The sequence below is a fragment of the Streptomyces sp. URMC 124 genome (assembly GCF_051386455.1).
Taxonomy (GTDB): domain Bacteria; phylum Actinomycetota; class Actinomycetes; order Streptomycetales; family Streptomycetaceae; genus Streptomyces.
This window is the reverse complement of record NZ_JBPQTS010000109.1, coordinates 1-26,061: the sequence shown is the minus strand read 5'-3', so window position 1 is coordinate 26,061 and position 26,061 is coordinate 1. Positions and strand designations below refer to the sequence as shown.

Genomic DNA, 26,061 nt, shown 5'->3' with positions numbered 1-26,061 from the left:
CCCCCGCACCCCCGTATCGCTCTGAACGCGCTCGTCCTCAAGCGCCGGACGGGCTGAGATACGGCTGCCGGGAAGGGGCGGGTCAGGGGAAGGCCCATCTTTGACCTCAGGCGAAGGAGCAGCTCTCCGTGAAACGACTGGCCGCATTGGCGGCAGCCATAGGTGCCCTCGTGCCGCTCGCCGGCGCCGGCACGGCCACCGCCGAACCCCCGCCCCCGGCAGGGGCGAAGGTCCAGTGGATCGACCGCACCACCGTCGCGTGGCCGAAGGGCCTGGGCGACCCCGCCCGCCCCCACCACCTCGTCCACGACAGAGGCCGCTTCACGCTGACGGCAACCCCCGGCGGCCTCACCCCCGTCCAGCGGGCGAAGTACCCGCACCTCGCCGGATACGACGCCTACCGCGTCAACGCCACCGCGGACCAGGAGAAGACCGCCCTCCGGGGCGCCCTCACGGCCGTCGCCGGCGACGCCGCCACCGGCGTCCAGATCCCCGGCGTCCTCGACGACCTGTACGCGTCCGCCGCCGGCAGGGCGACCCTCGGCCCGTCCTTCCGCAAGGGCCGCCCCACCCTGTCCGTCTGGGCGCCCACGGCCCGCCGGGTGGCGCTGGAACTCGACGGCCGCACCGTCCCCATGCACCGCGACGACGCGAGCGGCGTCTGGAGCGCGACGGGCACCCGCGACTGGACCGGCAAGCCCTACCGCTACGCCGTCACCGTCCACGCCCCGGCCGCCGGCGAGGTGGTCACCAACCGCGTCACGGACCCGTACTCCACGGCCCTGACCGCGGACTCGGCCCGCAGCGTCGTCACCGACCTCGCGGACCCGGCCCTGGCCCCGGCCGGCTGGCGCGGCCTGCGCAAGCCGAAGGCCGTCCCGCTGCGCGACGCGCAGATCCAGGAACTGCACATCCGGGACTTCTCCAGTGACACCGGACGAGGCGACTACCTCGCCTTCACCGACCGCTCCTCGCCCGGCATGAAGCACCTCGAGTCGCTCGCCGCCGCCGGCACGTCCTACGTCCACCTCCTGCCGGCCTTCGACTTCGCGACCGCCCCCGAGCGCCGCGCCGACCAGGCGACCCCGCCCTGCGACCTGGCCGCCCTCCCGGCCGCCTCCGACCGCCAGCAGGACTGCACCGGCAAGGCCGCCGCACGCGACGCGTACAACTGGGGCTACGACCCGCTGCACTACACCGTCCCCGAGGGCTCCTACGCCTCCGACCCGGACGGCCCCGGCCGCACCCTCGAATTCCGGCGCATGGTCCAGGGGCTGGCCGGTGCCGGGCTGCGGACCGTGATGGACGTCGTCTACAACCACACCGCCGCCTCCGGCCAGGACGACAAGTCCGTCCTCGACCGCATCGTGCCCGGCTACTACCAGCGCCTCCTGGAGGACGGCGCCGTCGCGACCTCCACCTGCTGCGCGGGCACGGCGCCCGAGCACGCCATGATGGGCAAGCTCGTCGTGGACTCCGTCGTCACGTGGGCGAAGGAGTACAAGGTCGACGGCTTCCGGTTCGACCTCATGGGCCACCACCCCAAGGCGAACATCCTGGCCGTGCGCAAGGCCCTCGACGCCCTGACCCCGGCCCGGGACGGCGTCGACGGCAAGTCCGTGATCCTCTACGGCGAGGGCTGGAACTTCGGCGAGGCCGCGAACGACGCCCGCTTCGTCCAGGCCACGCAGAAGAACATGGCCGGCACCGGCATCGCCACCTTCTCCGACCGGGCCCGCGACGCCGTCCGCGGCGGCGGCCCCTTCGACGCCGACCCCCGCCTCCAGGGCTTCGCCTCCGGGCTGTTCACCGACCCCAACGGCGCCCCGCAGGGCACCCCGGCCGAGCAGCGCGCCCGGCTGCTGCACGCCCAGGACCTCATCAAGGTCGGCCTGACGGGCAACCTCGCCGGCTACCGCTTCACCGACTCCGCCGGCCGCAGCGTCCGCGGCGCCGACGTCGACTACAACGGCTCACCCGCCGGCTACGCCGCCGCCCCCGGGGACGCCCTCGCCTACGCCGACGCCCACGACAACGAAACCCTCTACGACGCGCTCGCCTTCAAGCTCCCCCAGGCCACGTCGCCCGCCGACCGGGCCCGCATGCAGGTCCTCGCCATGGCCACGGCCGCCCTGTCCCAGGGCCCGGCGCTCTCCCAGGCCGGTACGGACCGGCTGCGCTCGAAGTCGCTGGACCGCAACTCCTACGACAGCGGCGACTGGTTCAACGCGATCCACTGGGACTGCACGGCGGGCAACGGCTTCGGCCGCGGCCTGCCCCCGGCGCGCGACAACGCCGCCAAGTGGGACCACGCCCGCCCGCTCCTCGCCGACCCGGCGCTGAAGGCCGGCTGCGGCCCCGTCGAGGCGGCCTCCGCCGCCTACCGCGACCTGCTGCGGATCCGTACGACCGAGAAGGCGTTCGGCCTCGCGACCGCCGGGGCCGTCCAGGAGGCGCTGTCCTTCCCGCTGTCCGGCCCGCACGAGACGCCCGGCGTCGTCACGATGCGCCTGGGCGGCCTGCTCGTCGTCCTCAACGCCACGCCGCAGCGGCAGGACCAGCGCGTCGCGGCACTCGCCGGCCGGCCCTGCGCCCTGCATCCGGTGCAGGCGGCCGGAGCGGACGAGGCCGTCAAGGCCGCCGCCTGCGCGCCCGCGACGGGCACCTTCACCGTCCCGGCCCGCACCGTCGCCGTCTTCCGCGCCGGCTAGCGCGGCCGGCGGGCGCGTCAGGTCGGCTGCGGCGCCACCGCACCGAGCCGGTTCACGAGGTCGGCGAACGGCCCGTGGACCGGCTCGTCCTCCAGGATGCGGTGCAGGACCGCCGCCATGTCGTCGTCGTGGGCGGCCGCGACGGCGGCGAGCGCCGCGAAGGCGTGGACGAGCTGCAGCTCCAGTTCGCCGCGCGGGACGCGGCGGCCGTCGAGCCAGAGCAGGGCCGTGGTCTCGGTGAGCGAGATCCAGGACCGGAGGGCCAGGTCCAGGCGCGGGCCGGGGGCGGGGATGCCCAGGTGGCCGAGCATCTGGGCGTACGCGGCCCGCCGCACCCCGTCGATCATGGCGCACGTCCTGCCGGACCCCGCCGCGGGGCCGCCGCGCATGAGGGCGGCGAAGCCCGTGCCGTGCTCCTCCACGTAGTCGAAGAAGCGGCCCATCACCCGCAGCAGGCGGGCGCCGAGGGGGCCTTCGCGGGGCTCGTCGAAGAGGGCCGACAGCTCCTGCGCGGCGCGGCCGAGCGCGGCCTCGTACAGGCTCTGCTTCCCGGGGAAGTAGTGATAGACGAGCGGCCGGGATATCCCGGCCGCGGCTGCTATCTCGTCGATGGAGACGTCGTCCGGGGACCGGTGGCCGAACAGCTCGAGCGCGACCGAGATCAGCTGCTCACGGCGCTGCTCGACACCCATCCTGCGACGTATCCCGGTCTTCATGGCGGTCATCTTAGGGCAGACCGGAATCCTTCATCCTCCGCTGGCCTCCGGCCTGCTGACCCTCTTTCAGCTTCTGGAGCGCTGCTACCGCAGAGTGGAAATCCGGCGTCCGTCGGCGAGGTGAGCGCTCAGCTCGGCCTGGGCCCCGGCCCGGGCCGGAACGGCCAGCCGGTCGCCGGGGGCGCTGCCACGGACCCCGCCCGAGGCCGTGACCGACCGGACGTCGCCGCCGCCCGCCGCCGCCAGGGCGTACCACGTGCCGGCGGCCGACTTCCACAGCACGCCCGCGAGGACGTGGGGGTCGCGCGCGCCGCAGGCGGCGGTGTCCTCGGCGCGGGCGGCGACCGTGCTCGCCGCACCGGCCCGCGCGCCCGGGGCCTGGAACAGGCCCAGCACCCGGCTGCCCGCGCCCCGCCAGGTCTCGGCGCGGGCGCACGTCCACTCGGCGCTGCCGGCCCCGCCGGGCAGCTGCTGCGCGGCGTACGGCCAGGCGTTGACCGTACGCACGCCCTGGCCGCGCATGGTCTGCAGGTGGCAGGCGGCGTGGGCCCAGCCGGCCCGGGCCCGGGCGTCGCCGGGGTCGCGCGGGGCGGTGGGGGTGCCCGTGGTCAGGCGCGCGGGCGTCAGCTCGCCCAGGTCGGTGACGAGGCGGCCGCCCATCTGCAGCGCCGGCCAGTCGTGGCAGTCGCCGGAGGGCGCGGGGCTGGGCGTCGGGTCGGTGACGCCGTCGGCGCCGCGGCGCAGCGGGATCGGCGCCTCGCCGGGCTTGAGGAGGTCGCGCACGGAGACCTCGTCGACCCACGGCGCGGTCAGATAGCGGACGTTGTTGTCGGCGCGGCCCACGACGACGGCCGTCGCGGTGTCGGCGTCCGCGGCGTCGGTCCGGGCGAAGTCCAGGGCGGCGGCCCCGGCGTCGCCGCTCTTCGACTCGGCGTAGCGCACGACGCGCAGCCCGTCGTGGAGCAGGACGACCGCGGCCTGGCCGACCTCGCCCGCGTACAGCAGCTGGGGCGGGCCCGCGGCCGGGCCGGACGGCGTGCCGGGCGTGGCCGTCACCTGGACCGAGCGGCCGGGCCGCGCCCACACGGCGAGGGCGCGGTGCAGCAGCTCGCGGTCGCCGAGGCGGTCGCCGCGGGCGGGCCAGGCGGCGAAGCCGGGGCGGTCGGCGGTCTTCCAGGCGCCGGGCGCCGCCTTCGTCAACCTGGCCGGGTCCAGGGCGCGTTGCGCCGAGGCGTTCTGCGCGTAGGGCGGGGCGGCCGCGCCGTCGGGGCCCCAGCCGTCGCCCGGCAGGCCGAGCAGCATCCCGCACACCGCAGCCGCCGCCAGGGCCGCGAGGGCCGCCCGGGTGTGCTGGCGGCGGCGCATCAGGTCAGTCGGCCGGGCCTGCAGGGAGCAGGGGTCGAACTCCATGGACTCCAGCAGCGAGGCGTCCCGGCTGCCGGCGGGCGTGCGCAGCCCGCTCGCCTCCAGGACCGCGGCCCCGGGGTCCTCGACGCCCGCCGCGGCCAGCACCTGGCGGACGTCGCGCTCGGCGGGCAGCTCCAGGGCACGCAGGACGTACGCCGCCCGGCCGGGGCCCGAGAGGGAGGCCAGGGCCTGGTCCAGCGCGAGCTCGTCCGCCCCGCCCGAGCGGGGGAACAGCCGCAGGCCCCACACCTGCGGCAGCAGCGGGGGCAGCTGGCCGGGGCGCGGCAACTGCCAGCGCCCGCGCGGCCGGCCGGCCTCCAGCGCGGCCCGCAGGACCCGCAGCCGTACGTAGGCGTAGCCGGGGTCGGCGGGGGAGCCGTCGGGGCCGCGCGGCGGCGGCACCGGCAGACCGGACTGCTCGCCCGCCGCGACGCGGTTGCGCGGCAGAGCCCGCTGGGCCAGCGCGTGCGCGGTCAGCACGCGGCGGTTGCGGCCCAGCGACGGCGGCAGGACGAGATACCCGAGGCGCACCAGGCGCGGGTAGTGCTCGATGAGCGCGGCCTCGGCCTGCTCGACGTCGACGGGGGAGGGCAGGGGGCGGGGGGCTGTTGCTTGCTGCTCCACGATCCGTAGAACGAGTGAATGGTGAGATGGTCACCTCACCCTTGCGTGGGGGCCCTGGGCCCGGGGGGGCGGGCCGTGTCAGGCGATGCAGCGCGCGCGGATGCGGTCGACGGCGTCGTCGGTCAGGCCGAGGCCGTCGCGGACGTAGGCCTCCACCCCGCCGTGGGCGCGGTCCATCTCCTCCAGCGCCGCCGTGAGGTAGGCGGTGCGCACCCCCAGGATCGCGTCGGCGATCTCCGGGTCGCCGCCCGCCGCCGTGAAGCGGTCGATGAGGGGGGCGAAGGCGGCGCGCACGGCCGGGTTCACCGCGAGGTACTCGGCGCGGACCGTCTCCTCGTCCGCGCCCAGGAGCAGCAGGATCACGGCGGCGGCCCAGCCGGTGCGGTCCTTGCCGGCCGTGCAGTGGAAGAGCAGCGGGCCGCAGTCCGGCTCGGCCAGTGCGGACAGCAGGCGGCCGTAGGCGGAGCAGGCGGAATCGGAGGAGACGAAGGCGCGGTAGGACTCGCACAGCAGCTTCTCGGCCTTGCCGCTGCCCAGGTGCTCCTCGGCGAGGGCGGGGCTGCCCAGCACGGAGTCGAGCCGGGCCGGGACGTCGTCCCCGGCGGCCGCGCGGGCCGCGGCGCTGTCGGCCATGACGTCCGCGACGATCAGCCGGGCGCCGTCCGGCACCTGGTCGGGCCGCTCCACCCGCTCGTGCTCGGTACGCAGGTCCACGACCGTGTGGATGCCGAGGGCGGCGACCGCCGGGTCGGCGGCGGGGTCGAGCCGGTCGAGCTGGCCGGAGCGCAGCAGCAGGCCCGGGCGCACTGCGGAGTCGCCGGTCAGCGCGATGCCTCCGAGGTCGCGGAGGTTGATGATCGTCGAGGCGTCGAACTGCGGCATACGGGCGTCTCCTGTGTCGGATATCTACCGTTTATCTACCGTTATTGTGCCGAACGGAGCCCGACCCCGCGCTCGCACCCCCGCCCGGGGCGGCCAGGCGCTCCCGGGCGCCCCCGGCCCGGGCCGACGCCGCCCGCACACCGCGCACACGCGGGGGCGCGCGCCGCGCAGCCAGAAATCCCGCCGCAGCGGCGCGCAACCACGACACACGATCCCGGCGGTGCCGAACCCACGGCCGGGAGGGCGTCACGGCACCGCCGGGTTGCGCCGTAGTGGTCGGGCGCCGTTGCGGCGGGATTTTCGTGCCTGCGGCAAGGGGTCTGAGGGCGTGCCGGCGCTTCCGCCGCGGGGGCGTGTGGCGCCGCTCGCTCCGTGTCGCCAGCAACAACAATCCGCCGCAGCGGCGCGCAACCACGACGCACGATCCCGGCGGTGCCGAACCCACGGCCGGGAGGGCGTCACGGCACCGCCGGGTTGCGCCGTAGTGGCCGGGCGCCGTTGCGGCGGGATTTCCTTGCCTGCGGCAAGGGGGGGCTGAGGGCGTGCCCGTGCTTCTGTCACCGGGGGGCCTGGCGCCACCCGGCTCCGTGCCGCAGGCAACAACAATCCGCCGCAGCGGCGCGCAACTACGACGTACGATCCCGGCGGTGCCGACCCCACGGCCGGGAGGGCGTCACGGCACCGCCGGGCCGTTACGTCCGGATCGCCCAGTGTTCGAACTGGGCGATCCCCCGCTCGCCGCTGCCGTCGTTGCCCGCTGTCAGGAACAGGCCCGTGTCCTGCCACGCGGCGGCGCCGGGGACCCTCGCGGTGGCGACCGGGAGCCAGGTCTCCCCGTCCGGGGAGTACTCCGCGGCGAACGTGTCCGCGCCGGTGCGGGTCAGGCGGAGGGAGAACGGGGGGCGGACGCCGCGCACCTGGTGGTAGGCGTCGAACGTGCCGTCGCCGGTGGAGTCGTAGGACACGACCACGCCCTGCCCCGGCGTCGCCGCCAGGTTCACGGCGCCGGCCGACCACGGCGCGCCCAGGGCGTTGCGCGCGATGATGCCCGTACGCGCCCAGCTTCCCGTGTCCGTCTGGCTGAGGACGCGCACCCGGGCGGCCGCGCCGACCGCGAGCGCGCCGGGCCGGTACACCGTGCCGAACAGCTCGGTCCGCCTCCACAGGTCGTCGCCCGAGCCGTCGATCGCGAAGCGGTCCGCGCCCAACTGGCCGAAGACGGCGCCGTTGTTGGTGAACGTCCGCCAGCCGGGGGCCAGGGGCCCGGCGACGAAGAGCGTCCCGGTGCGCACGGCCCGCACGGGCTCCTCGCCCTGCGGCCCGTAGCGGGCGCTCACCTCGTACGGCAGGGGCTGCAGGGGCCGCGTCAGCGGTCCGGCGGGGGCGGTGACGCGCCAGCGGGCCGAGCCCGTGGCGCCGGGGTCCAGGCGCGGAAGCGACGTCGGGCCCTGCGCGGTGGCCGCGAGGCCGGAGACGGCGAGGGCGACGGGCCCGGTGGCGCGGAAGCCGTTGACGTTGGCGAGGGAGACGGTGAGCACAGCCGTGCCGCCCGGCGCGACGGCCGCCGGCTCCAGGGCCGCCGTGAGCGCCCCCTGGTAGGGCGCGGCGGCCAGCGCGTCCCGTACGCGCACCGCCGTGCGGTACGGGTCGCCCACCGGCCGCTGCGGATGCTCGGTGCGCTCGCGCGTCCAGAACTCCTCCGTGGCGAACCAGTCCACGGCCCGCGGCGCCCGCCCCGCCCGCAGCGCGTCCTCCAGCTCCTCCAGCCAGCGGCGCCACCGCGGCAGGTAGAAGTCGCCGATGAGCCCGTGCCAGTCGCGGCTCGCGTAGTCGTGCAGCTTCCCGCCGTCGGACGTGGCCCGCCCGCCCCACACGGTGACGAGGACGCGCGCGGTGCGCTCCAGTTCGGCTGCCTCCTCGGGCCCGGTGCCCATGGAGCGCGCGGCCGCGGTCCAGGGCCCCAGCAGGAACGCCTTGTGCGTGCCCGCGATGTCGTCGGCGAGCCGCATGAGCCTGAGCCACAGCGCGGACAGGGCGCGGAAGGCGGCCAGGTCCTTGCGGGCGTACGCCTCCTTGAGCTGGGGGAGGAGCTGCCGGCTGCGGTGGGCGACGGCCTGCCGGGCGACGTCGACCAGGTCGTAGCGGTAGGTGTCGGTGCCGCGCAGCCCCGGGGCGGCACCGAGCAGCGCGGTCAGGACGGTGTCGAAGCGGGCCGGGTCGTAGGACGGGGCGCTGGGCGCGTACTCGGCGGCGCGGTCGGCACCGAGGGCCGGGCGGGCGGCGAAGAGGCTGTCGTGCGGGTCGCTGCGCTCGGGCGCGCTCTGCCGGTAGGCGGTCTCGCCCAGCACGACCCAGGCCCGCCGCGCCGCCTCGTCCGCCCGGCCGTAGCGGAAGCCCGCGTAGGCGCCGAACCACCCGGCCCGGCCGGGCGCCCGCTCCCGCCAGGCCAGCTCGGAGAAGTACTCGAAGGCGGCGGGGTCGCGGTCGGCGCCCTCGGGCATGAACGCCGTGCCGGCCAGGGCGCTGCCGGGCTTGTCGCGCCACGCGAAGAACTTCTCGTCCCACACGTGCGTCTTGGCGCCGAGCGTGGTGCGCCCGCCGAAGTTGGGGATGCTGCCGAAGGCGTACGGGGTGCCGTGCCAGTCCTTCTCGCGGTCGGTGACGCCCTTGAAGCGGTCGGAGATGCCGTCGACGATCAGCATCCGCTCCCGGTCGACCGCGCCGAGCAGCTCGGGCAGCGGATTGTCCTCCCAGCCGAGGATCACCCAGGTCGCGTCGGGGTGCGCGGTGCGCAGGGCGCTTTCGACGGCGCGGGCGGCGGCCGCGACGGGCACGTCGCCCGCGGCCCCGCCCTCGTGCAGCAGGTCCATCTTGAAGTGCCGGGCGGGCCCGAGGAGGGCGGCCTGGTGGCGGTAGAAGGACGCGGCGACGGCGGCGAACGCTCCGCAGCGCGGGTCGAGCCAGTCCGGGCGCCGGAAGCCGTGCCAGACGCCCTGCGGGACGACGCGCGCGTCCGCGGTGCGCTCCGCGAAGCCCTCGGGCACGGAGCCGTAGTAGCCGGGCAGGACGGGCGCCATGCCCAGCTCGCGCAGCCGAGCGGTGATCCGGGCCCCGAGCGAGGCGCGGGCGTCGATGAGCCCGCGGCTGAGCGGGCCGCCGTAGCCGCTGAGGTTCTGCAGCAGCCACCACGGCTGGTGGGAGGGGGCGGGCAGCCACCCGCGGGCCTCCGCGTCGCCGTAGCCGAAGTCGCGCAGGACGCGCTCGTAGACGGCCTCGTGCCCGCTGATGACCAGGACCTCGTTGCAGCCGTGCAGGGCGAGGACGTCGATCATCCGCTCCCAGTAGGCCCAGTCGGCGTACGGGAAGGTGTAGCCGTCGTTGGTGTCGTTGAGGGCGAAACGGTGCCGGAGTCCGGTGGAACGTTTCAGCGGGCGGGCCGGGGCGGGCAGGCTGCGGGGGAGGTCGACGTGGCGGGCGCCCCAGGTGATGTGCGCCCCGCACACGTACTTGAGGTACCAGTGCACGCCCGTCAGCAGCACCGCCGGGCTCGTCCCGGCCACCTCGACCCGTCCGGTGCGGCCGGTCACCTCGAACCGGTCCGCGCCCGCGGCCCCGCCCCCGTCCCGGTCCCCGTTCCCGGCGGCCGCGAGCGGGGTGAGCCGGAACTGCTCCGCGTGCCCGCCGCCCAGCAGCCGGACGAGCGCCGCCTTCGCGGGGGCGGTGTCGAAGGGCGCCGGGGCGGCGGCCCGGGCGGGAGCGCGGGAGGCGAGGGCGGCCCCGGCCCCGACCGCCCCGGCGGCCCCCAGCAGCAGGCGTCTCGACGGGTTCGGGCGATCGGCCGGCTGATCGGTCGACGGGACGGCCGGCTGCTCGGTCATGGCGCTCCCCACTGTGCCGAATGCGACGACGGACGCGTGCGCGGCGCACGCTAACCGCCGTCACCGGAGGGGGCAACGGGACGCGCTCGGCGTTCAGCCCCCGGCCGGGGTGCCGGTGGGCCGGTCGGCCCCGGCCGGCCCCGGTCCGCCCGGCCGGGGCCGCCGCTCGGGGAGGATCAGTAGCCGACGGGCGGCGCGTACTTGTAGCCGACGCGGCGGACGGTGACGATCGAGGCGCGGTGCTCGGCGCCCATCTTGCGGCGCAGACGGGCCACGTGCACGTCCACGGTCCGGCCGTCGCCCACGTGCCCGTAGCCCCACACCGTGGTCACCAACTGGTCGCGGGTGTGCACCCGGTGGGGGTGGGCGACGAGGTGGGCCAGCAGCTCGAACTCCAGGTAGGTGAGGTCGAGCGGGCGCCCGGCCACGCTGGCCGTGCGCTGCTCCGGGTCGATGCTCACCAGCGCGTCCCCGCGGGTCGCCGGGGGAGCGGCCTCGGGCGCCTGCTGCTCGGCCGGCACCAGCACCAGGTAGCCGATCATCGGGGGCTGGCCCGGCAGGGAGGGCACGGTGTGCTGCGGCGCGGGCATCCAGGTGGCCGCGCCGGAGTGCAGCAGCTCGGCGACCGGCGGCACCTCGTCCGGGGCGACGGCCCGGAGGCGGTGGCGGTGCGCGGTAGGGGAGGGGTGAGCGGGGCGCGTGGCGGCGGACGAGGCCGTGGCGGTGGCGGTGGCCGCGGCCGAGACGGACGGGGCGGGCACGGTGAGGGTGCGGAGGTTCGTCATGGAGAGCTCAGCTCTTTCGCGCGAGAGACCGTCGAGGGGACGTGCGGGTGCGCGGGGCCGTTGGCCGGGACCGGGGCCGGCGGCTGACTTCGACGTGGGGGTCAGCGGGAGGAGAGGGCCTGCGCGGAAGTCGCGCGGCAACACACTCGGTCGAAGTCGTCGTGCTGACGGGAAGGCCAGAAGGGCTCGAGGTCGCTGCGACCCGTCGCGGTGTTCTGGAAGCTGGCCATGCCCCTATTGAAGCATGACCTGCGGCGGGGCAGCAGACTCGGAGGGGGCCGGGATGCGCGATCCCGGCGTGATGCGGACCACCGTGGTGGATCACGGTGAACGCCCGGACCAATACGGAGCAATCCACTCCGGATGGTGGGGTGGACCGGGGTGGTGTGCAGGGTGGTTTGCGGGGTGGTTTTTTGCGGGGCGGCTCGGGCGCGGCCCGGGGCGGCCGTCAGTACGTGACCGTGATCCGCCGCGCCGGCCCGTCCACCCGCACCAGGCCCCCGTAGGGGATCACCAGCTGCGGATCGGTGTGCCCCAGGTCCACGTCGAAGACCGCCGGGATCCCGGGCGCGTACGCGTCCAGCGCCCGCTCCACCGCCTCCCGCTGCGCCCGCCGGTACGCCGCGCCGTCCTCCCTGCTCAGCGGCCGGTCGAAGGACCACGCCTTCGCCCGCCCCATCAGCAGCGCGGAGAACCGCCGCAGCAGCCCCCGCTCGCCCATATTGCGCAGAATGCGAAAAACCTCCTCGGCAGGCGGCAGCTCCTCCGAGGTCTCCAGGAACAGCACGCGGCCCTCGTACGCCTCGGAGGCCCCGATCTCCCGGTCGGCCATCAGCAGCCACGACAGCACCTCGATGTTGCCGCCCCAGGCGATGCCCTCCGCCACGCGCCCGGCGTTCCGCCACGCCCACTCGTCGCAGGGTGCGAGCACCGGCTCGCTCGCGAAGGTCTTCGCGTCGTCCCAGGGCCGGTCGACGTCGTTCGAGGCGCCGGGCGCCGTCAGCTCGTACGGCCCCGGCGTGAAGAGCGCCGCCCGCAGCGAGGCCGCCGTCCGCGGGTGCAGCGAACCGGGGCGGCCGAGCTCCACCATCACGCTGCAGCCGTGGTAGCCGACGATTCCCGTGGCGCTCAGCCAGGCCAGCAGGGCGGTGTTGTCGCTGTAACCGAAGAACGGTTTGGGGTGCGCCCGGACGAGGTCGCGGTCCAGCAGCGGCAGCACCGTGATCTGGTCGTCGCCGCCGATGCTGGCGAACACCGCCGCGATGCCCGGATCGGCGAAAGCGGCGTGCAGATCGGCGGCCCGCTCGGCGGGACTCGACCCCATTTTGCGGGTCGTCGGATATTCCACCGGGCGCAGCCCGAATTCCGACTGCAGCCGCTGCAGGCCGAGTTCGTACGGCCGGGGGAAGAGGCCCGGCAGCCCCGAAGACGGTGAGATCACCGCGACACGGTCGCCGGGCCGGGGTTTGGGCGGGTACTCGGGTGCGCTCATGCCGTCACCCTAGGACGCGCCCGGTCCCGCCGTTCAGGAGTTTCCGGCGATTACCGGATAGTGGTCGCTGAGGTCGGTGTAGGTGTACTCCTTGCCCCAGCTGGAGACGGTCCACGGCGCGGAGGCCTCCTTGACCACCGTGTTCTTCCAGTTCCCCGGGCGGGCGTGGCCATTGCGGTGCAGGACGTAGTCCAGGTCCTCGCGCCCGTCCGTGGGATAGCGGTAGGCGGCGATGGAGTTCTCCTTCGTGTCGAAGGAGTACGGGTGCCCGGTGCGCTCCGCCGCCGGGGCGAGATCGGCGTTCGCGAGCATGGCCGCGTATTCGCTCCCGTGCGCGTCCACATTCATGTCGCCGGCCACCATGACCTGCTCGCCCGCGGGAATGTTCTTCGCGTCGAGGAAGGCGTCGATCTGCCGGAACTGCTTGGCCCGGTCCGCGGCCGCCTCGCCCGCCTTGCAGCCACTGTCGGTCGACTGCGCGTGCGTGCCGACCACGTGCACCTTCGTGCCGTTCACGTCGAGGACCACGTAGGCGAAGCCCTTGTTGGACCACCAGTCCGCGCCGCAGGCGTCGTTGTAGATGACCTGCTCCTTGCGGATGATCGGCCACTTGCTGAGCACGGTCACCCCGCCGTCCTCCGGAGTGGTGGACGAGTAGGTGCCGCCGGTGGCGTCCCAGCCGTCCTTGCTCCGCCCGACGACCGGCGTCTGGTACGGATAGCGGCTCGCCGCATTCGCCTTCAGGGCGTCGGAGGCGCCGTTGTCGAAGGCCTCCTGCAGGACGACGACGTCATTGCCCTGGAAGAAACCGGCCGCGGGTATCTCCGCGGCCCGGTGGTCCTGCCCCCAGTTGGGATACAGGTTCTTGCTCATGAGAAAGACGTTGTACGTCAGAACCTTCAATTCCGGCACGGCGGCGGCAGTGCCCGCCGAGGTGGCCGGCGCGGCCTGGGCCGCTTGCGCGGCCGTTTGCGGCAGGGCCGCGGCGAGGGCGACGGCGGCTGCCGCGGTCGCGAGCGCGGAGGCCGTACGGGCGGGCTTGAGGATCGGCACTGCAACTCCCTGAGGGGGGTGGGGGCACCATGAACGTGAGGTGCCCCAGTGCGAGCTGGGAAACGAGCCGCCCACATCAAATCAGCCCGCGTTACTTCCCGGCAGCCCTCAGGTGATCAATTCCCTTACGCGGCCCGACGACTTCGTGTCGTGCGCGCGCATGAGTCGTTGAGTCCGTTGGAAGAGATGAGTTCGGAAGAGGTGCGGTGTCCGGCCCGCCGTGAGGAGTTCCCATGCCCCAGCCCCTGCGCCAGGGCCTCGTTCTCGATTTCGGCGGGGTCCTGACCACTCCGATCGCCGAGTGCACCCGGGCCTTCTGCCTGCGGGAGGGCCTCGCCCCGGATGCCTTCCTCAAGGTCATCTCGGTGGACCCGGAGGGGAGCGCGATCTATGCCCGGCTGGAGCGCGGCGAGGTCGGTCAGACCGAGTGGAACGAGCGCACCGCCGCCCTCCTCGGGGTCGACTCCCACAATCTGATCGGCCGCGTCCTGGCCGACCTCAAACCGGAGCCCCTGATGCTCGCCGCGGCCCAGTCGGCCCGCCGCGCGGGCGTGAAGGTGGGCATCCTCTCCAACAGCCTCGGCTCCGGCCCGTACGACCCCTACCAGGGCTACGGCTTCGACACCCTGTACGACGCCGTGGTGCTGTCCGGGGAGCTGGGCATCCGCAAGCCGGAGCCCGGGATCTACCCGGTGGTCCTGAAACGGCTGCGACTCCCCGCCGAGTCCTGCGTCTTCGTGGACGACTCCGCCCGGAACCTGCCCCCCGCCCAGGACCTCGGCATGACCACCGTCCTGGACGGCGATCCGGCGGAGACGGTCAAGCGCCTGGAGGAGATCTTCGGGCTCCCGCTGCGGTGAAGGGCCTCTCATGAAGATCGACGGTGCGACCGCCCTCGTGACCGGCGCCAACCGCGGGATCGGGCGGGCGCTGGCCACCGCCCTCCTCGCGCGCGGCGCCGCGCGCGTCCACGCCGCCGCGCGGAACCCCGCGACCCTGGAGCCACTCGTGGCCCGGGCCCCGGACCGCGTCGTGCCGCTGGCGCTGGACCTGAACGACCCCGCCACCGTCGAGGCCGCGGCCGAAGCGGCGCCCGGCGTCACCCTGCTGGTGAACAACGCCGGCACGCACGGGGTCGGCCACCTCCTCGACATGGACCTCGCCGTCGTCGAGGAGGTGATGCGCACCAATTTCCTGGGCACCCTGCGGGTCCTGCGGGCCTTCGTGCCCGTCCTGGAGCGCAACGGCGGCGGGGCCGTCGCCAACGTCATCAGCATCGGCGCCTTCGGGGGCACGCCGGCGCTCGGCGGCTATCCGGCGTCGAAGGCCGCCCTGCTGCTGACGACGCAGGCCGTCCGGGCGGACCTCGCCCCGCGCGGGATCACCGTGCACGCCGTCTTCCCCGGGCCCGTGGACACCGGCATGCTCGATTACGTCGCCCGCCACGAGCCCGCGTTCGGGGAGTTCCCGCGGGCCTCCGCCGACGAGGTGGCCGCACGCATGCTCGACGGCGTCGAAGCGGGCGAGGAGGACATCTTTCCTGACGACTTCGCCGCCCAGGTGGGGCGGGAGTGGAGGGCCGACCCCAAGGCGCTGGAGCGGCGGCTGTCGGGGATCACCTGAGCCGCCGGGGGCGGAGGCCGGGGGGCCGGCCGGAGAGCGGGAGGGCGGTGCGGACCGCCGGGGTCAGCCCGTGTGCCAGTGCCGGGCCGCCGGGCCGTGGTGCGCGGCGAGGGCGCGGTCGAGGTTCGTGGCGGCGCTGATCAGGGCGAGGTGGGTGAACGCCTGCGGGAAGTTCCCGAGCGCCTCGCCCGCCGGACCGATCTCCTCGGCGTAGAGGCCCAGGTGATTGGCGTGCGTGATCATCTTCTCGAAGACGTAGCGGGCCTCGCCGACCCGGCCGGAGCGGGCCAGCGCCTCCACGTACCAGAACGAGCAGAGGTTGAACGTCCCCTCACCGCCCTCCAGCCCGTCGCCGGGCCCGCCCTCATCGGTCCGGTAGCGGTGCACGAGACTGTCGCTGACCAGCTCCTCCTCGATCCGCCGCACCGTCGACAGGAACCGCGGGTCCTTGGGCCCGGCGAACTTCACCAGCGGCATCACCAGCAGCGAAGCGTCCAGCGTCGTGCAGTCCGGGTACTGGCAGTACGCGCCGAGCTCCGGCGCCCAGCAGCGGTCCTGGACGAACCGGTAGGCGGACGCCGCGGTGTCCCGCCACTGCTCGACGGGCGCGGGCATGCCGCGGTGGCGCGCGATGCGCATGGCCCGCTCGAAGGCCACCCAGGTCATCAGCGCGGAGTACGTGAAGCGCCGCCGCCCGCCGCGGGTCTCCCAGATCCCGTCGTCGGGCTCCTCCCAGTTCTTCTGCAGCCAGTCGAGCTGCCGCGCCAGCGCCTCCCACAGCTCGTAGGAGATGGGCTCGGCGTGCTTGTTGTACAGGTAGACGGAGTCCATCAGCTCGCCGTGGACGTCGAGCTGGGTCTGGCGGGCCGCGGCGTTGCCGATGCGGACCGGGCGGGCGCCGCGGTAGCCGCAGAGGTGGTCCAGGACGGTCTCGGGCAGGTCGGCGCGGCCGTCGATGCCGTACAGCACCTGCAGCCCGGTGCCCGGCGGGGCCTGCGCGCAGCGCCGGTGGAGCCAGTCGATGAAGGCGGCGGCCTCCTCGGTGAAGCCCAGCCGCATCAGGGCGTAGAGGGTGAAGGCGGCGTCCCGGATCCAGGTGTAGCGGTAGTCCCAGTTGCGGCCGCCGCCCGGCGCCTCGGGCAGGGAGGTCGTGGGCGCGGCGACCAGGGCGCCGCTCGGCTGGTAGACCAGGAGCTTCAGCGCCAGCGCCGAGCGCTCGACCACCTCGCGGTAGCGGCCCCGGTACTGCGACTGGCGCAGCCAGCCGTCCCAGTACTGCAGGGTCTTGTCCAGCAGCCGGGCGGCCTCCGCGCCGTCGAGCGGGCACAGCACGCCCTCCCGTACGCCCCGGCCGCCCGTGGCGGCGTCCCCGTCCCACTGCGCGGCGAGCTCCAGCGACCGGCCGGGCTCCAGGGTCACCGTCGTGCGGGCGGCCGCACCGTCGGGCGTCAGGGGCACGGAGGAGCGCAGCACGAGCAGGCCGGCCGGGCCGGCGAAGACCACTCCGGCGTTGCCCACGGCGCTGACCTCGTGCGGGGCCCGGCCGTAGTCGAAGGCGGGCCGGCAGTACACGTCGATCGTGGGCCGGCCGCGCAGCACCCTCACCTGGCGCACGATCTGGCGGGTGCCCGAGGAGGGACAGGAGGGGTGGTCGGGCACCATGAAGTCGTACAGCTCGGCGACCGACTCCCGGCCGAGGAAGCGCGTCAGCAGTACGTTCGAATCCGGCATGTACATCTGCTTGGTGCGTTCCGCGTCGCGGACCGTGACGGAGAACGAGCCGCCGCGCCCGGCGTCGAGCAGGGACCCGAAGACGGAGGGCGCGTCGAAGCGCGGCAGGCAGCACCAGTCGATCGTGCCGTCGACGCCCACGAGCGCCACGGTGTGCAGGTCGCCGATGATCCCGTGGTCCTCGATGGGCAGATAGCCGGTGTGCGTCTCGGGTATGTGTTTCACGGACGCCTCCTGGGCGGGGGCGCGCCGCACCACCCGCCATGTGCAACCCACATCCGTTATACCGCCGGCGGTCCGGAGCCGCAGGCCGGCGGCCGGAGCCCTCATCCGGCCGTAGCCCTCAGCCGTCGACCTGTGACCGCGACAGGGCCTCCCGCACGGCCTCCTCCGTGCGGGCCACCACCGCCGTGCCGTCGTCGGCCGTGATGATCGGCCGCTGGATGAGCTTCGGGTGCTCGGCGAGGGCGGTGATCCACCGCTCCCGGGCGCCCTCGTCGCGCGGCCAGTCCTTCAGACCGAGCTCCTTCGCCGCGGCCTCCTGGGTCCGCGTGATGTCCCACGGCTCCAGGCCGAGCCGGTCGAGCATCGCGCGGAGCTCGTCCTGCCCGGGGACGTCCTCGAGATAGCGGCGGACGGTGTAACCGGCGCCCTCGGCGTCGAGCAGGGTGAGGGCGCTGCGGCACTTCGAACAGGCGGGATTGATCCAGATCTCCATGCCCCACACCGTACCGCCTGCCACCGTCAAATCCCGTCTGAGCTGGGGCGATTGTCAGTGGGGGGCAGTAAAATCGAAGACAGACGAGAGAGGTTACGAACCCCTCAGGAGGAACGCCGATGGCCGTTGCCGCACCCACTCTTCCCGACCTTCCGGAGCTCTCGGAGCTGCCGGAGCTGCCGAGTCTCGCCACCCTGCCGAAGAAGCCGATGCCCGCGGGCCGCCCCCGCGGGTGGTACGAGGCGCACAACCGCCAGCTGAAGGCCATGCGCCTGGCCATCGCCCTGCTGCACACCGGGGTGTACCGCCCGGAGCAGGCGAGCAACCGCCGGATAAGGGCGACGGCCGTCCGCATCGGCGTCCACTCGCCTTCCGACACCACGTGCCGGGCCGTGCGCTCCCTCATCCACGACGCCGCGAACTACTAGCCGACACCCTCTGACGAGGAGGACGGGCCTCTCCCGGACCGCATGCGAAGTGCCGTACTTGCCCATACCGTGACAGGAGGGGCAAGAGGGATGTCATGCCGTCACTGGGAGAGGCCATGCCTGCTCGTACGCTCAAGGACAAGGTCGTCGTCATCGGCGGCGCGTCGCGCAACCTCGGCGGCCTCATCGCCCGGGAGCTCGCCCCGGACGGCGCCAGGATCGTCGTCCACTACAACAGCGACTCCTCCCGCGACAAGGCGGAGCAGACCGTCGCGGACGTGAAGAAGGCCGGCGGCGACGCCTTCGCCCACCAGGGCGACCTGACGAAGGTCGCCGAGGTCGAGCAGCTCTTCGACGCCGCGGTGCGCACGTACGGCAGGGTCGACAGCATGGTCAACACGGCCGGCATGGTCATCAAGAAGCCCATGACCGAGACCTCGGAGGAGGAGTTCGACAAGATGTTCGCCGTCAACACCAAGGCGGCGTACTTCATGATGCGCGAGGCCGCCAAGCGCATCGAACGCGACGGGGCCATCGTCACCATCGTGACCTCCCTGCTCGCCGCCTACACCGGCCTCTACTCCGTCTACGCCGGCAGCAAGGCCCCCGTCGAACACTTCACCCGCGCCCTGTCCAAGGAACTCTTCGGCCGCAACATCTCCGTGAACAACATCGCCCCCGGCCCGATGGACACCTCGTTCTTCTACCCGGCCGAGTCGGACGACTCCGTCGCGTACCACAAGTCCTCGTCCATGAACGGCGACCTCACCAAGATCGAGGACATCGTCCCGTACGTGAAGTTCCTCCTCACCGACGGCTGGTGGCTCAACGGCCAGACCCTCTTCATCAACGGCGGCTACACCACCCGCTGACACGAAAAGACCGCCGGCCGCCCCTTCCGCGAGGGAAAGGCGCGGCCGACGGCCTTTTGTCGTTCGTTCTTAGATGTCGAAGTACATCTCGAACTCGTGCGGGTGCGGGCGGAGCTGGATCGGGGCGATTTCGTTGGTGCGCTTGTAGTCGATCCAGGTCTCGATCAGGTCGGAGGTGAAGACGCCGCCGGCCTGGAGGTACTCGTTGTCCTGCTCCAGGGCGTCGAGGACGGCCGGGAGGGAGGTCGGGACCTGGGGGACGTTCGCGTGCTCGTCGGGGGCGAGCTCGTAGAGGTCCTTGTCGATCGGCTCGGCGGGCTCGATCTTGTTCTTGACGCCGTCGAGGCCGGCCAGGAGGAGGGCCGAGAAGGCGAGGTACGGGTTCGAGGACGGGTCCGGGGCGCGGAACTCGACGCGCTTGGCCTTCGGGTTCGAGCCCGTGATCGGGATGCGCATGGCGGCGGAGCGGTTGCGCTGGGAGTAGACCAGGTTGACCGGGGCCTCGAAGCCGGGGACCAGGCGGTGGTAGGAGTTCACCGTCGGGTTGGTGAAGGCCAGCAGCGACGGGGCGTGCTTGAGGATGCCGCCGATGTAGTAGCGGGCGGTGTCGGACAGGCCCGCGTAGCCCTGCTCGTCGTAGAAGAGGGGCTCGCCACCGGTCCACAGGGACTGGTGGACGTGCATGCCCGAGCCGTTGTCACCGAAGATCGGCTTCGGCATGAAGGTGGCGGTCTTGCCGTTGCGCCAGGCGACGTTCTTCACGATGTACTTGAAGAGCATCAGGTCGTCGGCGGCGGCGAGCAGCGTGTTGAACTTGTAGTTGATCTCCGCCTGGCCGGCCGTGCCGACCTCGTGGTGCTGGCGCTCGACCTGCAGGCCGGCCTTGTCCAGCTCCAGGGAGATCTCGGCGCGCAGGTCGGCGAAGTGGTCGACCGGCGGGGCCGGGAAGTAGCCGCCCTTGTAGCGGACCTTGTAACCGCGGTTGTCCTCGACCGCACCGGTGTTCCAGGCGCCGGCCTCGGAGTCGATGTGGTAGAAGGACTCGTTCGCGGCGGTGTTGAAGCGCACGCTGTCGAAGACGTAGAACTCCGCCTCCGGGCCGAAGTACGCGGTGTCCGCGATGCCGGTGGACGCGAGGTAGGCCTCGGCCTTCTTGGCGATGTTGCGCGGGTCACGGCTGTACTGCTCGCCGGTGATCGGGTCGTGGATAAAGAAATTGATGTTGAGCGTCTTGTCCCGGCGGAACGGGTCGACACGAGCCGTCGACAGGTCCGCGCGCAGCGCCATGTCGGACTCGTGGATGGCCTGGAAGCCGCGGATCGACGAACCGTCGAACGCCAGCTCCTCGTCCGGGTCGAAGGCGTGGGCCGGGATCGTGAAGTGCTGCATCACGCCGGGCAGATCGCAGAACCGGACGTCGACGAACTTGACGTCCTCGTCCGAGATGAACTTCTTGGCCTCGTCGGCGTTCTGGAACATCCAACTCCTCCTAGCCCGGCCGTACGCGGTCGGGGATTGCTTCGGTGGCGCGGTCCGTATCGCACTGGCGCGCTGCGGCCGACCCTAGAGAGACGGGATTTCCCGGGCATGACCCATTTGTTTCGCCGAGGTTAACCGGGTGGCGGCCCGGATGTGCCGTGTAACACGGCCTTGCGACCCCGGAGCCGGGGGAACGAATACGGGCGCAGTACCGTGGACGGGTGGACAACAGGCAAGCAATCGGCTCATGGCTCTCGGGCCCGCGCGCGGCCGCCGAGGAAATGGGCGTCGACTTCGGGCACCGGGGCGAGCGCCTCGGGCTCCCGGCGAACGGGCCCGGCTCGATCGCCCCGCTCGGACGGCGCTTCGGGGCCCTCTTCATCGACTGGGCGCTGTGCATGCTCATCGCCTACGCCCTCCTCGCGGACGGCAAGCTCCAGCAGGCGGGCAACTGGGCCCTGCTGATCTTCTTCGTACTCAGTGTCGTCACTGTCGGTACGGTCGGCTGCACCCCCGGCAAGCGCCTCCTCGGGCTCCGTGTGATCAGCGAGGGCGGCGGACGCCTCTCGCTGCCCCGCGTCCTGCTGCGCAGCGTACTCCTCGTCGTCGCCATCCCGGCGGTCATCTGGGACCGCGACACCCGCGGGCTGCACGACCGCCTCTCCCGCGCCGTACAGGTGCGGATCTGACCCAGCCGGACGGATGGCGAGCCGGACGGGCAGCGAGCCGGACGGACAGCGAAAGGGCGGGGGGGATCCGTGAGGATCCGCCCCGCCCTTCGTCGTTCCGTCCGGTGCCTCAGCGGCCCTTCGGCATCCGCATGCCCTTGGGCATCGGACCCTTCGGGATCGGCATGTTCTTCATGGGGTCGCCCATCGCCCGCAGGCGGTCGGTGGTCGCCGTGACCTTCTCGCCGGGCACCACGCGGGGCAGCTTGGCCAGCGTCGTGCGCAGCTTCTTCAGCGGCAGCTGGCCCTCGCCGTTGCCGATGATGTAGTCGTGCACGGGGACGTCCGTCACGATGCGCGCCATCTTGCGCTTCTCGGCCGTCAGGAGGGCCTTGACCCGGCCGGGGTGACCCTCGCCGACGAGGACGATGCCGGCCTTGCCGACGGCCCGGTGGACCATGTCCTCGTTGCGGTTGAAGGCGACGGCGGGCGTGGTCGTCCACTGCCGGCCCATCTGCTGCTCCAGGATGGAGGCGGCGGCGCCCGGCGTGCCCTCGATCTTGCTGTTGTAGGCCCGCTGGGCGCGCTGCCCGAAGACGATCGCCATCGCGAGGAACGCGAGCAGGACGCCCAGGATGCCCAGGTAGACCGGGTGGCCGATCGCGAAGCCCACGGCGAGCAGGACACCGAGGGTCACGATGCCCACGGCGGCGACGACGAGACCGACCTTCGGGTCGGCCTCTCGCGTCAGCTTGTACGACAGGGCGATCTGCTGCAGTCGCCCCTGCTTCTCAGGTGTTGCCTTCCTCGCCATAAGGCGAAGTTTACGTCGCCTGCGGGCCGGGGGCCGCCACGGCCTCCAGCACGTGCTGTGCCTCCCGCCGGTCCTTGGCGCGGCGGCGGTCCTCCAGCACCGCGGTCCAGGCGTTGCGCCGGGCGGTGCGCTGGCCGCCGCGCATCAGCAGCCCCTCCAGGGCCCGCAGGGCCCCGGTGACGGACGGGGGCCGGACCGAGAGGGTCGCGGGGAGGGTGGAAGCGGCGCGGGTGGCTGTCGCCATCGCTGCCTGGGCGGGCGCGGCCTGCATGTCGTTGTCCCCTCGGGAGCGGAAGTGATCATTGGGCAGCGGGGGGCTGGCGGTGCGTACCGACGGAGAAGTGTGGCGGGAAACGCCGGGCAGGGGAACTGCTGTGCGTGTCCCCATCGTCACCGAACGGTGTTACCAACGCATGACCTCTTGGTCAAACACCTATGAAACGTTGACGCGGCCCGTATCGTCCCCTCCGCCGTGCGGGGGGTGATACGGGCCGCGTCCACTGCCGTGCCGGGGAGGCGTCGCTGCAGGTCAGACCGCCTGTGCGGAGGGCGCCGCCGCGCGCCGCTCCATCGCCTGCTGGTAGAGGCGGCCGGCCCGGTACGACGAACGGACCAGGGGGCCGGACATGACGCCGGCGTAGCCGATCTCGTCGGCCTCCTGCTTCAGCTCGACGAACTCCTGCGGCTTGACCCAGCGCTCCACCGGGTGGTGCCGCGGCGACGGCCGCAGGTACTGGGTGATCGTGATGAGTTCGCAACCCGCCTCGTGCAGGTCGCGCAGGGCCTCGCTGACCTCGGCCCGCTCCTCGCCCATGCCCAGGATCAGGTTGGACTTGGTCACCAGGCCGGCCTCGCGGGCCTTGGTGATGACCTCCAGCGAGCGCTCGTAGCGGAAGCCGGGGCGGATGCGCCGGAAGATCCGGGGGACGGTCTCGACGTTGTGCGCGAAGACCTCGGGGCGCGAGGCGAAGACCTCTTCGAGCAGCTCGGGGACCGCGTTGAAGTCCGGCGCGAGCAGCTCGACCTTGGTGCGGCCCGCCTCGCGGCCGGCGGTCTGCTGGTGGATCTGGCGCACGGTCTCGGCGTACAGCCAGGCGCCGCCGTCGGCCAGGTCGTCGCGCGCGACGCCGGTGATCGTGGCGTAGTTCAGGTCCATCGTGACGACCGACTCGCCGACGCGGCGCGGCTCGTCCCGGTCCAGGGCCTGGGGCTTTCCGGTGTCGATCTGGCAGAAGTCGCAGCGCCGGGTGCACTGGTCGCCGCCGATGAGGAACGTCGCCTCGCGGTCTTCCCAGCACTCGTAGATGTTGGGGCAGCCCGCCTCCTGGCAGACGGTGTGCAGACCCTCGCGCTTCACCAGGCCCTGGAGCTCGGTGTACTCGGGGCCCATCTTCGCCCGGGTCTTGATCCACTCGGGCTTGCGCTCGATGGGGGTCTGGGCGTTGCGGACCTCCAAGCGCAGCATCTTGCGTCCGTCGGGTGCGACTGCCGACACGTCCGGCTCCCTATGGCTTCGATTCTTCGGCGGACACCAGGGTACGCCCGATATTTCCTACGCTCTTACTCGTATGCCCAAGGCAACTCATGGAAGCCGGGGCACATTCCCCCACCGGGCGCCCGCCGGGACCCCGCCGGACCCCGGCCGGACCCCGCCGGTCCGGCTAGCCCGCGGCGGTCTCGACGACCCGCGGCGCCGGCTCCGCCGTCTCCAGGATCTCCCGCAGGTGCTTCTCCACCACGGGCAGGACCTCGGCCACGGACACCCGCCGGCCCAGCTCGTTCGAGAGCGAGGTCACGCCGGCGTCGCGGATGCCGCAGGGCACGATCCGGTCGAACCAGGTGTTGTCAGGATCACAGTTCAGCGCGAAGCCGTGCATGGTGACGCCCTTGGCGATCCGGATGCCGATCGCGGCCAGCTTGCGGTCCTCGCGGCGCTGGCCGGCGTTGGACGGGGCGTACTCCGGGCCGTTCAGCCGGGGGTCGAACTCCTCGTCCGTCAGCCGGGGGTCGAAGTCCAGGGACAGGCCGCCGATCGCGGGGCGCTCCTCGACGGGATCGCCCAGCACCCAGACGCCGCTGCGGCCCTCGACGCGCGTGGTTTCCAGGCCCAGCTCGGCGCAGGCGCGGATCAGGGCCTCCTCCAGCCGGCGCACGTGGGCGATCACGTCCACCGGGCGCGGCAGCTTGAGGATGGGGTAACCGACGAGCTGGCCCGGGCCGTGCCAGGTGATCTTCCCGCCGCGGTCGACGTCGACGACGGGCGTCCCGTCCAGGGGGCGCTCGCTGTCCTCCGTGCGCCGTCCCGCCGTGTAGACCGCCGGGTGCTCCAGCAGCAGGCAGGTGTCCGGCACCTCGTCCGCGAACCGGGCGGCGTGGACCCGGCGCTGCTCCTGCCACGCCTCCTGATACTCGACGGCGTCCGCCCCGAAGCCCAGGTGGACGAAGCGCAGCTCATTCACGGCGGCTCCTCAGCTCCTCTTCGACTCTGCTCCGCCTGCCACTGTACGGCGGCCCGCGGACATCGCCGCAGGCGGGCGGTGGACCGCGGACGGAGGGCGAGTGGGGTCCGGGGCGCCTTCCGGGTGTATTTGATCTGTCCTCACACGATCGGATGAATGCGGGGCGAAGGTAGCGATCAGGGCGTTGAGGACCGCTAAGTTCGCGCCGTTCCAGAACGAGATCAGGGAGACCGGCAGGCTGATGACGGAACGACCCCCGCAGCGCATCCCCAATCGTCAGCTCGCCGCGTTGATCGCGGAGGCGGGCTTCTCCAACGCAGGGCTGGCTCGGCGAGTCGATCAGTTAGGGCTTGAGCACGGCCTCGACCTGCGGTACGACAAGACGTCCGTCACCCGCTGGCTGCGCGGCCAGCAGCCCCGCGGCACCACCCCGGCGCTCATCGCCGAGGTCTTCACCCGGCGGCTCGGACGACGGCTGTCCGCACAGGACCTGGGCCTGGACGCCTGCGCCCCGGTGTACGCGGGGCTCGAATTCGCCGCGTCCCCGGAGGAGGCCATTGACATCGTCAGCGGCCTCTGGCGCAAGGACTCCGGCAGCCACACCGAGCTCCGGAAGATCGCCTTCACCCCGGCCGGGCTGGTGGTGCCCAGCCGGGACTGGCTGATCGGCCGGGCCGACGAGCGCGTGGCCCGCGGCGCCCCCGCCTCCGACGGCGGGCGCGTGCCCGCCCAGGGACGCGGCCACCCGCCCCGCCAGCGGCACGTCGAGCGCGGACCCGGCGGCCGGGTCTCCATGGGCGACATCGCCGCACTGCGCTCGGTCGGCGAGCTCTTCCGCACGCTCGACCACGCCTACGGCGGCGGGCACGCCCGCCAGGCCCTCGTGCGCTACCTGGAGCACGAGGCCGAGCCGATGCTGCGCGGCACGTACGGGGAGGCCACGGGGCGGCGGCTCTTCGCCGCCGTCGCCGACCTCACCCGGCTCGCCGGCTGGACGTCGTACGACATCGCCGCGCACGGGCTGGCCCAGCGGTACTTCGTCCAGGCGCTGCGGCTCGCCCAGGCCGCGGGGGACCGCTCCTACGGCAGCTACGTGCTCGTCACCATGAGCCGGCAGGCGGTCTACCTCGGCCACGGCCGGGAAGCCGTACAGCTGGCCAGGGTCGCCCAGCAGGGCATCGGGTCCAGTGCCCCGTCCGTCGTGCAGTCGCTGCTGCACGCGGTGGAGGCGCGCGGGCACGGCGTCCTCGGTGAGGTACGGGCCTGCTCGGCCTCGCTGGCGCGGGCCGAACGGGCGCTGGAATCCTCCCGGCCCGGGGACGACGTGCCGTACTGGGCCCGGTTCTTCGACGAGGCCCAGCTGGCGGACGAGTTCGGCCACTGCCACCGCGATCTCCAGCAGTACCGGGCCGCCGCGCAGCACGCCGAGCGGTCCCTGCAGCTCCGCAGCCAGGCGTACGCGCGCAGCAGGCTCTTCTGCCGCGTGGTGCTGGCCACGGCGCGGCTGGGCCTCGGCGAGCTGGAGCAGGCGTGCCAGCTCGGCGCGGAGGCGGCGCAGGCGGCGGCCGAGATGCGGTCGGTGCGGGCGCTGGAGTACATCCGCGACTTCGAACGGCGGCTGGAGCCGTATCGCGATGCGGCGGCGGTGCGGGCGTACCGGGAGAAGGTGGCGGTGCTTTAGCCCTGCGGGCGGGGGGGGGGGGGGGGGGGGGGGGGGGGGG

General features: G+C 73.3%; 21 protein-coding genes. 7 read left to right on the top strand and 14 right to left on the bottom strand.

Annotation, left to right across the window (positions count from 1 at the left end; genetic code table 11):
- The first annotated feature begins 128 nt into the window (after positions 1 to 128).
- A complete protein-coding gene (pulA, locus tag ACSNOG_RS21860) occupies positions 129 to 2,711 on the top strand; it encodes a pullulanase-type alpha-1,6-glucosidase (protein WP_436754382.1) in 2,583 nt (860 codons plus the stop codon).
- Between the two features lie 17 nt (positions 2,712 to 2,728).
- On the opposite strand, the gene ACSNOG_RS21855 is transcribed toward pulA, so the two are convergent.
- The 7 genes from ACSNOG_RS21855 to sph all read right to left on the bottom strand — a co-directional run bounded on the left by ACSNOG_RS21855 (position 2,729) and on the right by sph (position 13,548).
- Positions 2,729 to 3,427, bottom strand: coding sequence for a TetR/AcrR family transcriptional regulator (locus ACSNOG_RS21855; RefSeq protein ID WP_436754381.1), 699 nt, complete (start codon positions 3,425 to 3,427; stop codon positions 2,729 to 2,731).
- Positions 3,428 to 3,511: 84 nt separating this feature from the next.
- Complete coding sequence (locus ACSNOG_RS21850; protein WP_436754380.1) at positions 3,512 to 5,458, bottom strand: hypothetical protein; 1,947 nt, start codon at positions 5,456 to 5,458, stop codon at positions 3,512 to 3,514.
- A gap of 78 nt (positions 5,459 to 5,536) precedes the next feature.
- Positions 5,537 to 6,340 carry a tyrosine-protein phosphatase gene (locus ACSNOG_RS21845; protein WP_436754379.1) on the bottom strand — a complete coding sequence of 268 codons (804 nt, stop codon included), beginning with the start codon at positions 6,338 to 6,340 and terminating at the stop codon, positions 5,537 to 5,539.
- Between the two features lie 692 nt (positions 6,341 to 7,032).
- The gene (locus ACSNOG_RS21840) at positions 7,033 to 10,218 is read right to left on the bottom strand and encodes an alpha-N-acetylglucosaminidase (protein WP_436754378.1); all 3,186 of its coding nucleotides are present in this window, start codon (positions 10,216 to 10,218) and stop codon (positions 7,033 to 7,035) included.
- A 176-nt stretch (positions 10,219 to 10,394) separates the two neighbouring features.
- The gene (locus tag ACSNOG_RS21835; protein WP_436754377.1) at positions 10,395 to 11,003 is read right to left on the bottom strand and encodes a winged helix-turn-helix domain-containing protein; all 609 of its coding nucleotides are present in this window, start codon (positions 11,001 to 11,003) and stop codon (positions 10,395 to 10,397) included.
- A gap of 448 nt (positions 11,004 to 11,451) precedes the next feature.
- Positions 11,452 to 12,495: a S66 family peptidase gene (locus ACSNOG_RS21830; RefSeq protein WP_436754376.1), complete on the bottom strand. Its 1,044-nt coding sequence runs from the start codon at positions 12,493 to 12,495 to the stop codon at positions 11,452 to 11,454.
- A gap of 33 nt (positions 12,496 to 12,528) precedes the next feature.
- A complete protein-coding gene (gene sph, locus ACSNOG_RS21825; RefSeq protein WP_436754375.1) occupies positions 12,529 to 13,548 on the bottom strand; it encodes a sphingomyelin phosphodiesterase in 1,020 nt (339 codons plus the stop codon).
- Positions 13,549 to 13,781: 233 nt separating this feature from the next.
- Here sph and ACSNOG_RS21820 point away from each other — a divergent pair, with 233 nt between their 5' ends.
- Complete coding sequence (locus ACSNOG_RS21820; RefSeq protein WP_436754374.1) at positions 13,782 to 14,408, top strand: HAD family hydrolase; 627 nt, start codon at positions 13,782 to 13,784, stop codon at positions 14,406 to 14,408.
- Positions 14,409 to 14,418: 10 nt separating this feature from the next.
- Entirely contained in the window at positions 14,419 to 15,171 is a 753-nt protein-coding gene (locus ACSNOG_RS21815; RefSeq protein ID WP_436754373.1) for an SDR family NAD(P)-dependent oxidoreductase, read from the top strand.
- A gap of 63 nt (positions 15,172 to 15,234) precedes the next feature.
- Here ACSNOG_RS21815 and ACSNOG_RS21810 read toward each other — a convergent pair whose 3' ends face one another.
- On the bottom strand, positions 15,235 to 17,127 hold the full coding sequence (locus ACSNOG_RS21810; RefSeq protein ID WP_436754372.1) for a glycoside hydrolase family 15 protein: 1,893 nt from the start codon (positions 17,125 to 17,127) through the stop codon (positions 15,235 to 15,237).
- 118 nt (positions 17,128 to 17,245) lie between these two features.
- Positions 17,246 to 17,620 (bottom strand): arsenate reductase family protein, encoded by a 375-nt coding sequence (locus ACSNOG_RS21805; protein WP_436754371.1) that lies wholly within the window; start codon positions 17,618 to 17,620, stop codon positions 17,246 to 17,248.
- Positions 17,621 to 17,739: 119 nt separating this feature from the next.
- On the opposite strand from ACSNOG_RS21805, the gene ACSNOG_RS21800 reads away from it, so the two are divergent.
- Both ACSNOG_RS21800 and ACSNOG_RS21795 read left to right on the top strand, forming a co-directional pair.
- Entirely contained in the window at positions 17,740 to 18,048 is a 309-nt protein-coding gene (locus ACSNOG_RS21800) for a hypothetical protein (protein ID WP_436754370.1), read from the top strand.
- Between the two features lie 116 nt (positions 18,049 to 18,164).
- Entirely contained in the window at positions 18,165 to 18,920 is a 756-nt protein-coding gene (locus tag ACSNOG_RS21795) for an SDR family oxidoreductase (RefSeq protein ID WP_436754369.1), read from the top strand.
- A 69-nt stretch (positions 18,921 to 18,989) separates the two neighbouring features.
- Here the strand turns inward: ACSNOG_RS21795 and glnA are convergent, their stop codons facing one another.
- A complete protein-coding gene (gene glnA / locus ACSNOG_RS21790; protein ID WP_436754368.1) occupies positions 18,990 to 20,399 on the bottom strand; it encodes a type I glutamate--ammonia ligase in 1,410 nt (469 codons plus the stop codon).
- A 221-nt stretch (positions 20,400 to 20,620) separates the two neighbouring features.
- On the opposite strand from glnA, the gene ACSNOG_RS21785 reads away from it, so the two are divergent.
- Positions 20,621 to 21,088, top strand: coding sequence for an RDD family protein (locus ACSNOG_RS21785; protein WP_436754367.1), 468 nt, complete (start codon positions 20,621 to 20,623; stop codon positions 21,086 to 21,088).
- 109 nt (positions 21,089 to 21,197) lie between these two features.
- On the opposite strand, the gene ACSNOG_RS21780 is transcribed toward ACSNOG_RS21785, so the two are convergent.
- The 4 genes from ACSNOG_RS21780 to lipB form a co-directional block, all read right to left on the bottom strand.
- The gene (locus ACSNOG_RS21780; RefSeq protein WP_436754366.1) at positions 21,198 to 21,881 is read right to left on the bottom strand and encodes a DUF4191 domain-containing protein; all 684 of its coding nucleotides are present in this window, start codon (positions 21,879 to 21,881) and stop codon (positions 21,198 to 21,200) included.
- Between the two features lie 10 nt (positions 21,882 to 21,891).
- Entirely contained in the window at positions 21,892 to 22,152 is a 261-nt protein-coding gene (locus ACSNOG_RS21775; RefSeq protein WP_058044740.1) for an SCO2195 family GlnR-regulated protein, read from the bottom strand.
- Positions 22,153 to 22,410: 258 nt separating this feature from the next.
- A complete protein-coding gene (gene lipA, locus ACSNOG_RS21770; protein ID WP_436754365.1) occupies positions 22,411 to 23,376 on the bottom strand; it encodes a lipoyl synthase in 966 nt (321 codons plus the stop codon).
- Between the two features lie 166 nt (positions 23,377 to 23,542).
- Positions 23,543 to 24,340: a lipoyl(octanoyl) transferase LipB gene (gene lipB, locus ACSNOG_RS21765; protein ID WP_436754364.1), complete on the bottom strand. Its 798-nt coding sequence runs from the start codon at positions 24,338 to 24,340 to the stop codon at positions 23,543 to 23,545.
- A gap of 241 nt (positions 24,341 to 24,581) precedes the next feature.
- Between lipB and ACSNOG_RS21760 the strand changes: the two genes are divergently transcribed.
- Positions 24,582 to 26,021, top strand: a complete 1,440-nt coding sequence (locus ACSNOG_RS21760) for a regulator (RefSeq protein WP_436754363.1) — start codon at positions 24,582 to 24,584, stop codon at positions 26,019 to 26,021.
- Positions 26,022 to 26,061 lie beyond the last annotated feature (40 nt).

Excerpts from the sequence above, each read along its gene's own strand:
- ACSNOG_RS21855 (WP_436754381.1), bottom strand. The coding sequence starts at position 3,427 with ATGAAGACCGGGATACGTCGCAGGATGGGTGTCGAGCAGCGCCGTGAG.
- ACSNOG_RS21845 (WP_436754379.1), bottom strand. The coding sequence starts at position 6,340 with ATGCCGCAGTTCGACGCCTCGACGATCATCAACCTCCGCGACCTCGGA.
- ACSNOG_RS21840 (WP_436754378.1), bottom strand. The coding sequence starts at position 10,218 with ATGACCGAGCAGCCGGCCGTCCCGTCGACCGATCAGCCGGCCGATCGC.
- ACSNOG_RS21835 (WP_436754377.1), bottom strand. The coding sequence starts at position 11,003 with ATGACGAACCTCCGCACCCTCACCGTGCCCGCCCCGTCCGTCTCGGCC.
- ACSNOG_RS21830 (WP_436754376.1), bottom strand. The coding sequence starts at position 12,495 with ATGAGCGCACCCGAGTACCCGCCCAAACCCCGGCCCGGCGACCGTGTC.
- ACSNOG_RS21820 (WP_436754374.1), top strand. The coding sequence starts at position 13,782 with ATGCCCCAGCCCCTGCGCCAGGGCCTCGTTCTCGATTTCGGCGGGGTC.
- ACSNOG_RS21815 (WP_436754373.1), top strand. The coding sequence starts at position 14,419 with ATGAAGATCGACGGTGCGACCGCCCTCGTGACCGGCGCCAACCGCGGG.
- ACSNOG_RS21805 (WP_436754371.1), bottom strand. The coding sequence starts at position 17,620 with ATGGAGATCTGGATCAATCCCGCCTGTTCGAAGTGCCGCAGCGCCCTC.
- ACSNOG_RS21800 (WP_436754370.1), top strand. The coding sequence starts at position 17,740 with ATGGCCGTTGCCGCACCCACTCTTCCCGACCTTCCGGAGCTCTCGGAG.
- ACSNOG_RS21795 (WP_436754369.1), top strand. The coding sequence starts at position 18,165 with ATGCCTGCTCGTACGCTCAAGGACAAGGTCGTCGTCATCGGCGGCGCG.
- glnA (WP_436754368.1), bottom strand. The coding sequence starts at position 20,399 with ATGTTCCAGAACGCCGACGAGGCCAAGAAGTTCATCTCGGACGAGGAC.
- ACSNOG_RS21780 (WP_436754366.1), bottom strand. The coding sequence starts at position 21,881 with ATGGCGAGGAAGGCAACACCTGAGAAGCAGGGGCGACTGCAGCAGATC.
- ACSNOG_RS21775 (WP_058044740.1), bottom strand. The coding sequence starts at position 22,152 with ATGCAGGCCGCGCCCGCCCAGGCAGCGATGGCGACAGCCACCCGCGCC.
- ACSNOG_RS21760 (WP_436754363.1), top strand. The coding sequence starts at position 24,582 with ATGACGGAACGACCCCCGCAGCGCATCCCCAATCGTCAGCTCGCCGCG.